The organism is Rothia amarae (assembly GCF_042677725.1).
Lineage (GTDB): Bacteria > Actinomycetota > Actinomycetes > Actinomycetales > Micrococcaceae > Rothia > Rothia amarae.
In genome coordinates, this window is the sequence record NZ_JBHUCN010000002.1 from 69,192 (window position 1) to 83,020 (window position 13,829).

At 55.5% G+C, this 13,829-nt stretch carries 11 protein-coding genes and 1 pseudogene; 4 read left to right on the plus strand and 8 right to left on the minus strand.

The window, feature by feature from the left end; translation table 11 throughout:
• Positions 1–187: 187 nt before the first annotated feature.
• Entirely contained in the window at positions 188–1,369 is a 1,182-nt protein-coding gene (locus ACFR81_RS00535; protein ID WP_343875880.1) for a hypothetical protein, read from the plus strand.
• A gap of 61 nt (positions 1,370–1,430) precedes the next feature.
• On the opposite strand, the gene ACFR81_RS00540 is transcribed toward ACFR81_RS00535, so the two are convergent.
• From ACFR81_RS00540 to ACFR81_RS00550, 3 genes are all read right to left on the minus strand, one after another.
• Complete coding sequence (locus ACFR81_RS00540) at positions 1,431–2,525, minus strand: CPBP family intramembrane glutamic endopeptidase (protein ID WP_343875881.1); 1,095 nt, start codon at positions 2,523–2,525, stop codon at positions 1,431–1,433.
• A gap of 191 nt (positions 2,526–2,716) precedes the next feature.
• Positions 2,717–3,250 (minus strand): alkylhydroperoxidase, AhpD family, encoded by a 534-nt coding sequence (gene ahpD, locus ACFR81_RS00545; protein ID WP_068172800.1) that lies wholly within the window; start codon positions 3,248–3,250, stop codon positions 2,717–2,719.
• On the minus strand, positions 3,250–3,840 hold the full coding sequence (locus tag ACFR81_RS00550; protein WP_068172797.1) for a peroxiredoxin: 591 nt from the start codon (positions 3,838–3,840) through the stop codon (positions 3,250–3,252). Before ACFR81_RS00550 ends, ahpD begins: the two co-directional genes overlap by 1 nt.
• A 242-nt stretch (positions 3,841–4,082) precedes the next feature.
• Between ACFR81_RS00550 and ACFR81_RS00555 the strand changes: the two genes are divergently transcribed.
• A complete protein-coding gene (locus ACFR81_RS00555) occupies positions 4,083–4,910 on the plus strand; it encodes a VIT1/CCC1 transporter family protein (protein ID WP_083147351.1) in 828 nt (275 codons plus the stop codon).
• A gap of 50 nt (positions 4,911–4,960) precedes the next feature.
• On the opposite strand, the gene ACFR81_RS00560 is transcribed toward ACFR81_RS00555, so the two are convergent.
• From ACFR81_RS00560 to ACFR81_RS00570, 3 genes are all read right to left on the minus strand, one after another.
• Positions 4,961–6,292, minus strand: coding sequence for a glycosyltransferase 87 family protein (locus ACFR81_RS00560; RefSeq protein WP_151145705.1), 1,332 nt, complete (start codon positions 6,290–6,292; stop codon positions 4,961–4,963).
• A 28-nt stretch (positions 6,293–6,320) separates the two neighbouring features.
• A complete protein-coding gene (locus ACFR81_RS00565; protein WP_068171863.1) occupies positions 6,321–6,791 on the minus strand; it encodes a hypothetical protein in 471 nt (156 codons plus the stop codon).
• A gap of 81 nt (positions 6,792–6,872) precedes the next feature.
• The gene (locus ACFR81_RS00570) at positions 6,873–7,373 is read right to left on the minus strand and encodes a DUF456 domain-containing protein (protein ID WP_343875887.1); all 501 of its coding nucleotides are present in this window, start codon (positions 7,371–7,373) and stop codon (positions 6,873–6,875) included.
• A gap of 167 nt (positions 7,374–7,540) precedes the next feature.
• Between ACFR81_RS00570 and ACFR81_RS00575 the strand changes: the two genes are divergently transcribed.
• The gene (locus ACFR81_RS00575; protein ID WP_343875889.1) at positions 7,541–10,309 is read left to right on the plus strand and encodes a multicopper oxidase domain-containing protein; all 2,769 of its coding nucleotides are present in this window, start codon (positions 7,541–7,543) and stop codon (positions 10,307–10,309) included.
• 134 nt (positions 10,310–10,443) lie between these two features.
• On the plus strand, positions 10,444–11,142 hold the full coding sequence (locus ACFR81_RS00580; protein WP_141669423.1) for a lytic transglycosylase domain-containing protein: 699 nt from the start codon (positions 10,444–10,446) through the stop codon (positions 11,140–11,142).
• 5 nt (positions 11,143–11,147) lie between these two features.
• Here the strand turns inward: ACFR81_RS00580 and ACFR81_RS00585 are convergent, their stop codons facing one another.
• Entirely contained in the window at positions 11,148–12,749 is a 1,602-nt protein-coding gene (locus ACFR81_RS00585) for a Na+/H+ antiporter (protein WP_343875892.1), read from the minus strand.
• Positions 12,750–12,889: 140 nt separating this feature from the next.
• Positions 12,890–13,776 (minus strand): annotated as a pseudogene (locus ACFR81_RS00590) (glycerophosphodiester phosphodiesterase family protein).
• Positions 13,777–13,829: the final 53 nt, after the last annotated feature.

Sequence of the window (13,829 nt, forward strand, 5' to 3'; positions counted from 1 at the left end):
ATACCCAGCCATGAGCGGAAAATGCTCATTCTTACTCGTATACCCAGCCAAACAGGTGACACTCTATAGGCTGTTATTCCAGAGTTAGGCGCGGACAATAACGCACGGTGCAATCGTTCCCATTTATAGACTTAAGCCAACCCCCGCACATTCACCACTTAGTAAATATTTTGAGGAAAAATCACTCATGGCTCTCATCTTTAATATGCCACCGAACTGGCCCCAGAAACCACGCGGATGGAAGCCTGAGCCTGGCTGGCAGCCCGACCCTGAGTGGGGCCCCGCTCCCGAGAAATGGCAGTTCTGGCGGGAGGAAAGCAATCTTCCGGCAGAGAACTCTGAACCCGAAGCTACAGCAGATTCTCACCCTGAAACTGCGGCAGAGGTCCACGACGACGTAACCCCCGCTGCCGCTCAAGAAGAAAAAGTGGCACCGTTAGCAGACCGCAAAGAAGAAGTAGCTCCTGCTGCCGCCGCTTCTGCTGCGCCCGCCACCTCTGCGGCTGCGGCATCTGCAGAACCTACCGAACCCGCGAAAGCTTCAGTTGCCGCAGAGGGCGAAAAGCCCCGCCGTCGTACCGGATTGTTGCTAGGCACCGGCGCGGCTCTACTGGCACTTCTCGCTGGAGGAATCCTCCTCGGTCATCACGAAGAAGAAACCACCAATGCTTCCCAGGATTCGACGTCCGCTGCGGCGCCGTCGACCTTAGAAACCAGCAGCGCTACCGCGCTTCAGTCAACGGTGGCACCTTCAAACTCACCTTCTGCGTCCGTAGTACCTGGCACTCCCAAAGAGGTCAAGGGCGAGTACAACGGCTACAGCGGCAAGGGCCTGGAAGTTTTCGACATGATTATCCCCGGCGGTGCAGGCGCCTACTACACTTACACGTTCAAGGGCAATGACGAAAACAGCAAATTCTCCCTCCAAGGGATGGATCTAATGGACAAGCCCAACGAATACTCCCGCACTTACCAGGGCAAGAACCTGAAGGGCGCTGGTCTCTTCGACGTCGTGCCTGGTGGCACCCGAACCTTCAAAATTAAGGCAGACGGCGACGGAGAGTGGAACATCAAGCTCTTCCCGCTATCGAGCACCCCCACCTATGAAAAGGGTGAAACCGCTAGCGGCGATTCCCCAAGCGCCTTCTTCTATGAGGGTGATTCCAGCAAACTTGACGTGCGTTTCGTGCCTGATGAGGGATCGAAAAAGAGCTCATTTTCCTTGCAGAGCGGAGTAGATGATGACCCGCTCGTCAAACCTGCGCTAGAGACCAAAAAACCTACCGTGAAGACCATCAAAGTGAAGGGTGGAAAGACCCTCTTCTTAGTCTCTGCCACCGATGGCAAATGGAGCGTGACCTTTAAGTAAGAGAGACTTCTCTGCGCAATCGATGCTGCCCACCGTACATAGATACGGTGGGCAACATTGTTTAACGAATCGCTTGAGCCTTTTCTTCAGCAGACATGTGCACCCACCGCTGAGGGGAAATCACTACAGGGAATGTGCCTCGCCGTGTGATACCTACCTTGCGGGCGGCGTACATAATCACCACAACCAGCAGCAACTCAATACCTGTTGCCCAGAGAAAATCTACAAAAGTTGATCCCTCCTGCGCGTAAGGATCAACGAGACCTATCACCCCCATAAACATCAGGTAAACGTTGTTCACCACGTGCATAGCAATCGAGGCTTCTAACCCGCCGGTGTACCAGACCATGAATCCAGCCGCCACACCCATGACCAGGATAGAAAGCTGACCCCACATATCGTAGGCATGGCCGAGCATGAACAAGGGAGCGGGCAGAATGATTGCCCACGCGGGATGTTTGAGCCACCGCCCGAGCGTCTGCATCAGGTAACCGCGAAAGACCAGTTCCTCGGCATAGCACTGTAGCGGAACCAGTAAAAAGACCAGAACCATCATCCAGATCAACGTGGTAGCGGGAATCCTGGCTTCAACGGCAAATGATCCTCCGGTGATCAGTTCAAACACCACCGGGAGCAGTACAAAGAGAACAATCGAAATCCCCATGCAGAGAAAGAGCCAGCTCCACCGCATTCGCCCGACAACCGAGTGAATAAGACCCCAGGGCTTGGGCCTGCAAATCAGTCGGGCAAGCCACAACGCAGGAAACATGAGAGCGACTGTGCCGAACATCAGGAAGAAGAAAGCAGGCGAAGAGAGGGACTTAGTCTGTAAGCCTTCCAACGTAAAATCAGCTTCCGTTGCCCCAGAATTCATAGCCCACACAGCAAAAATCAAACCAGCAACCACGTTAAAAATCGCATAAATAAAGCCGCCAGTTAGACCTTCTAGCAGCGGCGACCACCAGCGGGTTCGCGCATCCGCATGAGAGAGTCTGTGGTACTCAAGTTCTGTAAGTTCACGCGGTGGCTGAAATTCCCCGCCGAGAACAGGCGGCGCAGGCGGCATGATGCGCGGAGGTTCAGCAGGATGCTGCCCCTGGATAAAGGAGGCGTTTTGCTGCTGCCAAGGAATGGGGGTGCGGTTCGGTTCGGTCATGTATTAAGCCTAGTGATTATGGGTGCCAAGTGCATCATTCCAGAGGACGAAAGGCTGGGCGCATCGTCCAGCTGTACGTGAAGGAGTGGTCGCCCCGGCGCTGGGTTTAAGAGAAAAATCCCGCCTCAGTGTGCGTGAAAATTAGCTCTTTCACGCACGCTGAAGCGGGATAATCTATAAGAATCTCAGACTTATTTGCCCAATGCCTCTGCAAGTTGGATGCCCTGAGCTACGCCGGCAAGGGTCGAAGCAATACGGATTGCCTCATTGACCTGTTCCTTTGAAAGACCTTCTTCGCGGACGGTGTGCTCGTGTGCGGCTACGCAGTGAGAGCAACCGTTCACAGCGGACACTGCCAGTGAGAAGAACTCGAAGTCTACCTTCTCGATTCCCCCAGACTTGCCGATAATCTGCATGCGTAGGTTTGCACGCTGATCGTCGTATGCGCCGTCGAGGAAACCACGGGTGCGGTAGAGAACGTTGTTCATTCCCATGATGGTCGCTGCTCCGAGCGCGGCGTTGTAAGCCTCGTCGGAGAGGTGCTGCTTAGCTTCTTCAGCAATTTCAACGACAACCGAGTCAACCTTGGTAGCTGCTGCGGATGCGAGAATTGCACCCCAGAGCTGCTGTTCGGACAGCGAGGTGATGCGGGTCAGCGAAGAAAGGTTCAGGTTCATGTCCTTCGCGTAGGAGGGCAACGCTGAACGGAGGTTTTCAATGCTCATTACTTGTCACCACCCATTTCCTTGAAAGCGTCGATGGTTGCTGCGCCCTTCTTCCAGTTGCATGCGCAGAGTTCATCTGACTGCAGTGCGTCGAGCTGGCGAAGGATTTCATCGGTGTTACGCCCTACGGAGTCAGCGGTGATGGATACCGACTGAATAACGTTATTGGGGTCAATGATGAAGGTTGCGCGGTCTGCTACGCCATCGGCATTCTTGATGCCGAGCGCGGTCACGAGTTCACGGTTGAGGTCTGATGCCATGACGATGGGCAAATCCTGCAGTTCTTCGTGTGAACGACGCCATGCGTAGTGGGTGTACTCGTTATCAACCGATGCACCGATAACCTGGCAGTCACGTGCTTCAAACTCGTCAGCAAGTTTGCCGAATGCTGCGATTTCGGTAGGGCATACGAAGGTGAAGTCCTTGGGCCAGAAGAAGACGACGCGCCACTGATCTTCATCACGGTCCTTTGAGGATACGGTGGTGAAGTAGTCTTCTGGTTGCTGTGCGTCCACCTTGGAGAGATCGCCGGGAATAACACCGGTCAGTTCGTACTCGGGGAATTCGTCGCCAATAGTCAAAACGGGCATGTTTATCACGCTTTCTGTGGTGCGGATTCCGCGTGGAGCGCGGAATGATCGTTGAGTGCTTTCCCGGTTTGGGTTAGCTTCGCTTATCAGCTTATTATGAATTTATCATAATAGCAACACTCGGTGGATAGCAAATTTTACTTCGCAGTACCCCGCCTCTTTTGTATTACCCCTGCCTAAACAGGGGTTCAGTCAGTGCAAACTTGCTAGTTTTCTCTCGCCCTTCGCGGTTTACTAGTTCCATGAGACAACAGCACCTTGCCACCGCAGGAAATCCTCCGCGCGTCCCCGGCCCCTCTCCTGCAGAACGTAAAGCCGATTTATTGACCTCCGTTTCCCACGAAGCACGTTCCACCTTCAACCTCCACAACCACGAACCTCACAACAACAGCGCCTACCAAGAAAAACTCAACCGCCTCCGAGCGGCAGTGCTGGGAGCCAACGACGGCATTGTGTCTGTAGCAGCTACCGTAGTCGGTGTGGCAGGTGCGACATCATCCACTACAGCTATTGGCGTAGCGGCAGCAGCCGCAGTCGTCGGTGGTGCTATCTCAATGGCGCTGGGAGAATATGTATCCGTCTCTTCACAAGTAGATAGCCAGGAAGCGCTCATCGAAAAGGAAAAGACGGAACTCGCCCAAGAACCCGAAGCGGAACTCGATGAGCTCACGGCAATTTTGATGCAACGCGGGCTCTCGGAACGCACCGCCCGCTCAGCAGCAATCGAGCTCACCCACGAAGATGCCCTCCATGCCCACCTAGATTTTGAGTTGGGAATCGACGCCGAAGATATCCCCTCACCGTGGACTGCTGCGCTTGCTTCTGCGGGAGCTTTCTTTATCGGCTCCATGCTCCCCACCCTGTTGATTCTGCTCTGCCCGGTGGCTTGGCGAGTACCTGCAACTTTCATCGGCGTACTTATTGCACTAGCGATTACCGGCACGTTGGGCGCCAAATGGGGCGGTTCGCCCAAGTACGGGCGCGCAGCGCTTCGCGTCGTCATCGGCGGGGCACTGGCACTGGCGACAACCTACGGAATCGGTCTATTGTTAGGGGTCTCGGTAGCCTAAACAGACTCGGCGCGGTATAGGGCTTCCACCCTATACCGCACCATTTCTGTTTAATAACGCAGAGCCTCGACGGCGACGTCGTCGCCCGCCGCAGGAGTCGCAGCAATCTCCCGGCGGTGCTGCAGACCAACCACAATCCACAGCATCACCGTGATGAACATAGCGATAACCGGAATCGCTGAAATCACCAGGGGACCTTGCGCGATGTAGTCCAGATTGTCATTGGAACCGTGCAAGCGCGAACCAATCCACATGGGCCCGGCATACAAACCGATAACTCCAACCCACGCGCAGATCTGCGCGGCAATACGCATCCCGGTGGATGCGCGGGAGAAAAAGGCGGGGAAAGCGTCCAGCCACAGAGCTGCCACCAGCAGAGGCAGCCAGGTGTTGTGGTGGGACCAGCTGATAGGGCTCATGGAAACCATCAGGAAGGCGTTCAGTGCTACCTGTGAAAGCACCATCTTGTGCTTTTCGAGAATAGGAATAAGAAGCGCGATGCCCACCAGTAGCACGAGAATCAGCCCGTAGTGCATCAGCTTCAGTCCCGCACCGGTAAGCCCTAAGTGCATGAGCCAGCCCTGAATTGAGATGTTATCGAGGTAGTTAATATTGCCGACGCGCGAGGGGTCAGAAACCGCCGACGTCCAAAATTCCACTGCCTCAGAAGGCAAAAAGAGGAAACCGATGCCCACGGTTGCCAAAAATGAAAGACCGAGAGTGATAACGCCCTTGATATCCTTGCGCATCAACAAAATGAGACCAAACGCCAACGGGGTGAGCTTAATACCACCGGCAATACCGATGAAGAAGCCGCGGGGAAGACGAGTTGCCGGGCGCAAAAAGTCCCAGAGCACCAGCAACATAATGAGCGGGTTAATCTGGACCAGGTTCAAGCCGCGGAGCCAGGGACCGGACCACAGAATCACTGCCATGAGCAACACGATGGTACCGGTTCGCCCCAAATAGCGCTGCAACGGAAGCACGCGGCCGCGCTTATTGGCGTAGTTAAGAATAATGACCGAGAGCCAGAATGCCACCGCGTAGGCAAGGAGCATCATCAGCACCACGCCCAGCCACTTAGGAATGAAGGCAATCGGCACAAAGAGTAACGCCGCAAACGGTGGGTAAGTAAAGGGAAGGGAGAAGTTCGGGCCCAAACGAAGCAGGTCGATAACGTAGAGATCTTTGTCAAAGCCCTCGTTATTGAACACGGTCATCGCGCCATAACGGTACACCGAGAAGTCCAGCGCGCCCACGGTCAACGCATAGTTCATCGTGTACCCGATAACAAAGGCAAGTACAGCGAAGGCGGCAACAATCGCCCATTTTTTAGGCTGCATTGATCCGGCGGATATCGAAGGGGTGGGCGAGGTGCTCATGTGTGCTCCGGAGGTGGTAGGGGTGGTTCTAGTTAGCGCGGTGGGACGACGTTGAATCCGACTCCCCCTGCGGCGTCTTGGCAGTTGCCACCAAGTTAGTACCGCGGTTTTTACGCTTCTGACGTGCGGAGACTTTACGTTCCTTCTTGGGCTTTTTGGGGAGCGAAGCGATGATGAGCGCCAGCTCTAGAACAAGCAGGAAGAAAGAGGCGTAATACACGTAAATGGAGGGGTAGAAATACCACAGTGAGCCCACTACACCGACGATGGTGACAATCAAGCTGATGGCCGCCAGCCCCAAAATCATAAAGTGCGGCCCCTGAAATCGCTCAGAAGTTGAGGGGTTGCGCCATGACAGATAAACGATCATGAGCAGGAAGAGGATGGGGAAGAAGACCTGACCAGAAATCACCAGGGCGTTCCCGGTGTATTGGAACATTCCGAGGGCCTGGGTAATCATCGAGGCAACGAGCAACAAGGATGCGGGCAAAGATTTCACGACAGTAAGTCTACCTTCTACCCGCAAGTCGTCCCGTGAGATTTGCTATGGGGTCTGGCATCCAGCGCCTGGGTTAGTTGGCTAGGCAGTCACAAAATAGGTGATGGCGGCAAGGGCAAACACGGTTCCGGCCGCGAGCGCGCATCCGAATTCCACCACAATACCCAGGCCCATCGATTTGAGTGCCTGCAAGGTGGCTGGCACTGCTTGGCTGAAGTTGCGGCGTCGGTTAGCTTCGCTGAGGTAGAGACCTGCGGCAAAGCCTATGAACAAACCCACCACGGGAATGACGAACATACCCACTACTGCGCCCACTGCACCCCAGAGAGTGGACGAGTTGGGGATTCTTTCGCGTTTGAGGGTTCTGCCGGTGAGGAGTAGCTGCGCCGTCATGCCAAGAACAAGGAGGACGCCGCCGAGTCCCAACGCCCACCAGCCTTCAGGGGCGCGCACGGTAAAAGCCCACAGCACAATGCCGCCGAGCGCAAGAATGGATCCAGGCAGAATAGGGTAGATGATGCCTACGCATCCGATACCGATTGCTAGCGCCGAGATAATGGTAATGATTACGTCTAATGCCATGGGTTCACTTTATCCGAGGAAGCCCAGATTCACCGGGTTCAACGTCGAGAGCACACGATTTGCCCACGAGCACCGCGAAGAAGCGTGTGTTGTGGGAAGTTGCTGTGTTTTCGGCACAAACTATAATTGCATTATCCATGCAAATTTTATGATGCCCAAAGGATCCCATGCCTTCCCAGAAGCTCCCCCTCAGCACCTCCGCGAACTCGCCCTCGCCCTCGGCGGAGCAAATAGCCCGCCGGGCGTCGGGGCGCGCAACCTGGCATCGGAAAGCATCCAAGCCAGTGAGCGTATGGATGATTCTGCTGTTCATCCTTATCTTTGTGCACCGCTGGGTACCTAATTCCACCTGGCTGATGGTCCACATGGTTACCCTGGGGCTCATCACAAATTCCATTTTGATATGGAGCCAACACTTCACCGAAGCATTGCTCAAACTAAAGCTCCCCGACGAAGCGCGCAAGACGCAGGTGGGGCGTATTTACGGGCTCAACGCATCCATGATTGTGCTGATGGTGGGCATCGTTGGCGGGATTTATCCGCTGACTTTGCTGGGGTCCACCGGCGTGGGGCTGATGGTCGCCTGGCATGGGCTGAACCTTCTTCGTCAGTTACGCAGTGCGCTGCCCGCGCGTTTTGATTTGACGGTTCGTTTCTATATCGCAGCCGCTTGGCTTTTGCCGGTGGGAGCTACTTTCGGCGCGCTCCTTGCCCGCAATTCCACGACCACTGACCTGTACAACCGCCTGCTGCTGGGGCACGAGACAGTCAATGTTCTGGGCTTCGTAGGGCTTACCGTGGTGGGCACGCTCATGACGCTCTGGCCCACTATGCTCCGCACCAAGATGCACCCCGCAGCGGTTCAACTCTCCAAAATCGGTTTGTGGGGCATGGTCGCAGGAGTTACGGTCACGACGCTCGCTGCACTCCTCGACCTCCGCTCCCTCGCAGGCGCGGGGCTGGTTATTTATGCTCTCGCCCTGCTGGTCATCGCGGTATTAATGGTCAAAACCTGCGCCGCCAAAAAACCGCTCGATTACCCCACGCTCTCGGTAGCAGCAGGGTTCGCCTGGCTCATCGTGGGCACGGTGTGGACCGCGGTCATGGTCTTCACCACCGATTTCGCCCAGCTTCATCTGCGTACCGCCACCCCCGTCTTTGTCGCCGGTTTCCTGTTGCAAGTTCTCCTCGGCGCCATGAGCTATCTGCTGCCGGTACGCATGGGAGGTGGCCCCGCCGCCGTCCGCGCGTCAAACAGGGAATTCAACCGGTTCTCCTTCGGGCGCGTGGCTATTATCAACATCTGCCTCATCTTCTTCGTTTTGCCCGCGGAACTCACCGGGTCGATGGTACGCGCGCTGGTTTCCATTGTGGGCGCCATGACTCTTGCCGCCTTCATACCGCTGATGCTCCGTGGCGTGAAAAAATCTGTAGCAGCCCGCAAGGAAATGATTGCCGCACGCGCCCGTGGAGAAGCCCCTGCGCCCAGAACTCCTGTTGAGGTTGCTCCCCAGCAACCCAATGCCCGCAGGGAACTACTCATCGGTGGCGGCGCAGCTCTTGCCGCGGTGGCGACTGGGGTAGCGATTGCGCCGTCGTCGTCCAAGCTACTGCGCTGGGGTGGAACAAATGCTTCCCGCGGCACCGGAGAGGTCACCCGCATCCAAGTTCAAGCAACCTCCGACATGCGATTTGTGCCCAACTCCGTTGAAGTACCGGTAGGCAACGAGTTGGTGATTGAGGTCAAGAATATGGACGGCACCAACATCCACGACCTTTATATAGACGCTAACGGTGGCGCAGAAACCGGACGCATTAACCCCGGTGAAACCCGCACTCTCCATGTCGGGGTAATTACCGGCGATGCCGAGGGCTGGTGCACGATTATCGGCCACCGCGCGATGGGAATGACGTTCTCTGTAGTGGCATCGGGAGCAACGGAAGACGCTACCGGGCATGAAGGCATGCCCGGCACGGGGGCAGATTCAACCGTGATGAAGTCTAGCGAAATCGACTTCTCTGCGCCCCTGAGCAAGGACTTTAAAGTGCGCGACGCTACCCTCGACCCCGTCGAATCCGCAGAGATTCAGGACGGCGCACGGGTACACCGCATCGCCTTCGACGTTTCCGAAACCGAACAAGAGATTGCCCCCGGAATCACCATCAATTCGTGGACCTTCACCGACTCCTATATGGGCCCGGTCTTACACGGTAAGCTCGGCGATATTTTTGAAATTACACTCAAAAACAACGGGACTATGGGTCATTCGGTGGACTTCCACGCAGGAATGGTCTCCCCCAACGAGAACATGCGCACCATCGCTCCCGGCGAAGAACTGGTGTACCGCTTTGAAGCTACAGGCTCGGGAATCTGGCTTTACCACTGCTCCACTATGCCTATGAGCACGCACATTGCCGCAGGAATGTTTGGGGCGGTCATCATTGATCCCGTCTCATTGAGCACCGTGGACCGCGAGTTTGTGGTGGTTCAAAACGAAACTTACCTTACTGATACCGGCAAGAGCACCGCTGACGGAAACAAGATCGTGGACGTTGCCCCCGACGCCGTAGCCGACGGTGTCCCTACTCTCACAATGTGGAACGGCCATGCTACCCAGTATGTGGCAGAACCTCTCCAAGCTCGTGTGGGCGAGAAAGTGCGCATGTGGGTTCTTGCCGCTGGTCCTTCTAAGGGATGCAGTTTCCATGTGGTGGGCAGCCAATTCCACACGGTCTACAAGGAAGGCGCCTACCTATTACGCGATGCACAGGACGCCTTCGGCAACGACGGCGGACACGCCCAGTCCCTCGACCTCGCCTCTGCCCAGGGTGGGTTCGTGGAAATGGAGTTTCGCGAAGTCGGAACCTATAGCTTTGTGAACCACTCCTTTGCCGAGATGGAACGTGGCGCGCGGGGGCTCATCGAGGTGATGTGACCTCCGGTGCCGTTGCGGCGTCGTCGTCCATCAAAAACACACGTTTTACCCAAGAACACAGCGAACAACCATGTATTGTGAGCAAACCGTGTGTTCTCGGCGGGGCTAGCGTGTGTACGTTACTCTAGTAGACGATGACACAACGACACCCCGCACCCGAGTCTGACGCTTCGCAGAGCACTCAGACCTCCACATCTCAGGTAGCCTCAACCGTTGCACAAGGCTCCCGCCGCAACCCCGCCCTACGCGTTGGGGCAGGTATTCTTGCCCACTGGCAGGTACTCGCCTCGGGGCTCTTGCTGGGCGCCGGCGTCGTCGGATTGCACGAAACCTACGAAGACTACTGCGGGCAAACCGACCTCACCTACGCCCCCAACGAAGTACGCGACGCCCTCGAGTTGGCCTCCGAAGAATCTGGCTTTAGAACCGGCATCATAGCCTCGCAGGTTGAAACCGAATCAGACTGGCGCACCGGGGCGTCCTCCCACGCAGGCGCGAAAGGTCTCGCCCAGTTCACCGACGAAACCTGGGCGATGTACGGTCAGGGTGATCCCACCGACCCCGCCGCGTCTATTGCCGCGCAGGGTCGCTACCTCGATTATCTCAAGGAGCGCCTCGCTCCCTTTGCACATAACGACGACGAACTCTTACGGGTTGTCCTCGCAGGCTACAACGCCGGTCCCGCCGCAGTCGAAGAGTATAAGGGAATCCCACCCTTTGGGGAAACTCAGGCGTACGTCACCAAAATTACCGAACTGGCAGATACAAAATACAAGGTAACCTGCGATCCCGACCCGCAATTCTCCAAGGAAAAGCTCCACACCATCCGTTAGGGCAACTACTCCATCTCAACCGGGCCGGTGAGCCTAATTTCATCCATATCAGTGATATCCAGCAGGCGGATGAGCGCTTCGTCGTCAATCTTGCCCTCATCGCGGTAGCGAATCATATGCTGTCGACGTTCCCTGACCAGTGCGAGCTGAAGTTCTTTCATCTCTTCTTTAGCCTGAGATACTTTCTCTTCCCTGTTATCTGGGTCCATCTTCAACCAGCGATCCCGCTGTTTCTCCCAGCCAGCTTTTACTTTCTCTGCGGCAGTAGGGGAAACGTTGTGGCGAACTACAATCTGGTCGAAGTCCTTGTAAACATCCCGCATAGAGTCAATCATGGCGGCTCGTACCTCGCGGTCTTCTGCCTCGGGGTCTTCAGCATAGTTGGGTGCGGGGGCACGTTCTAATGCTTGAACTGCCAGCGGCAATAGGGCGCCCTGAACTACCAGCGAAAGAATCACGATTCCACTGGTCACGAAGATAATGACGTCTCGGAACGGAAACGCCTCGCCGTCTGCCAGGGTAATTGGAATCGAAAGAGCCACCGCCAGCGAGATACCGCCGCGGAAACCTGCCAGATCAGAGACCAAGCGGCTACGGAACGTGGTGCGGCGCTTCTTCTGTTGCGGACGGCGGTCAAGAAGTCGGATACCTCGAATGGTAATTTCCATGAACGCCATGCGAGCCAACAGCATAGTGAAGTAGAGAACGACCGTGCCCCATACCGCGTGCGTCAGGGTATCTGAGCTCAAACCGCGAGCAATGGTAGGGAGCAGGTAGCCCACGTAGAAGAAGAGGAACGAGTTCAAAATATAGGTAGTGATACCCCAGAATGGGCGCGCCAAATAACGGGAACCCGTGGACTGAAAACGCGGACCCACCTGCGCCATATACAAACCGCACACCACCACGGCAAGAACGCCAGATGCCTCAATTAGCTCGGCTAAGAAGAAAATGAGGAGCGGAGTGAGAATGCGGAAAAGGTTGCCCAGCATCGCGTTCTGGATGGGCGCACCAACGCGTGCAATAATCCAACCGCCAACAAGTCCAATAGCCGCGCCACCAACGAAGGAAATGAGGAAGGTGACAATCGCATGCGACGCCGTAATCTGCTGATGCTCCCCCGCATATTCCAAGGCGAGCGCAAAGACCACGAGCGCCGTACCGTCGTTAATAAGCGATTCAGCGCGCAAAACCACCATTTGTCCACGCGAAATTCCCCTGCCCAGAGCAGAGACGGCGGTGGCGTCCGTCGGGCCAACGGCAGCGCCAATGAGCAAAGCCGTGCCCAACGTGAATCCAATCCACTGGCCCACGAGGCCTACGGAGACGGCAACGAAAACCACCATCAGCGTGCCGGAAATAACGATGCCACGAAGAGCACGTTTAATGCCTCGTAGCGAGATGTTCAGAGCCTCCCAGTACAGCAAAAGTGGCAGGAAAACACTCAAGATAATTTCGGACTCTACCTCGACCCGGGGCAGGTGAGGGATAAAGGAGACGATCGAACCCACCACAATAAGAACAATCGGTCCCACCAGGCGAAAACGCGCGGCAAGACCGTTACTCAAAATGAGTGCAATGAGAATGATGATGAGGATTTCGACCACAGAGAGGACTTTCAGCCAAAGCGCACACGCGCGAAGAAAAGAGGTTGCTCTCTAGTATAAAGAAGAATCAAAGTCTCTGACCGGCGTAGCTCGTTTTGACCAGGTAGACATGGTCAAAACGAGCTACGCCGGTCAATGGATTATTTTCCCACCTTCGCCAAGTCCATAAATTCATGAGCGAAATCGGTGATAATCCCGTCTACGGCCCAGTTGAGAAGCTCGTTAGCTCGGGCGCGGGAGTTTACCGTCCACGCATTAATCGTGTAACCCGCCTCTTTCATCTGCTGCACCAGCTCAGGGGTGAGGGCAGCGGCGTCGGGGTGAACCGTATCTGCACCTATAAATTCAAGGGTGGTAAGCCAGTTGGACGCCAGCATTTCCGCACCCATGAGAGCTGCGACCGAATATTGGGGGCACGACGCTTAAACTCAGCCAGCGCCAAATAGTCGAAAGAGCTAATGACTACTTTACGGTCGTCATCTAGCTTGCCGAGCTCTGCAATGACGGCGTCGATAAGCTCCAACGCTTTCTCAGCACCTTGCCCATTGGGCTTGAGCTCGATATTCCCGTTGAGCTCCTTGCGGTTCATCAGCTCCACCAGCTGAGCCAGGGTCGGCAACTTCTGCCCGCGGTACTCACTCCCGAACCAGGCTCCCGCATCGATTCCCTCTAAGTCCTCTGCGGTGAGGTCATAGATGGAACCGGTTCTGTTGGTAGTGCGATCCAGGTGGGTGTCATGAATGACGACGGGCGTGCTATCGCCCAGAATATCCACGTCTGTTTCGAACCATTTCACCTTGTTTTCTGCACAAGCACCGATGGCAACCAGAGTGTTCTCTGGCGCGACGGAAGAAAGTCCTCGGTGGGCAAAGATGGTGCGAGGCATGGAATCTCCTTTGAAACTGAATACGTTTACACCGGCATAGACATAAAGCATGAGTGGTTCGAAAGAAATAACCCAAAAATCAGGGTGAATGACGCATGAACTTTGGGCTTTCTCTGGGTATTGCCAGATGATTTGAGCCATCTTCTGAGCATTTAGCCTCTTTGATGTGGAAGAATAACTTTCACTATCAATTA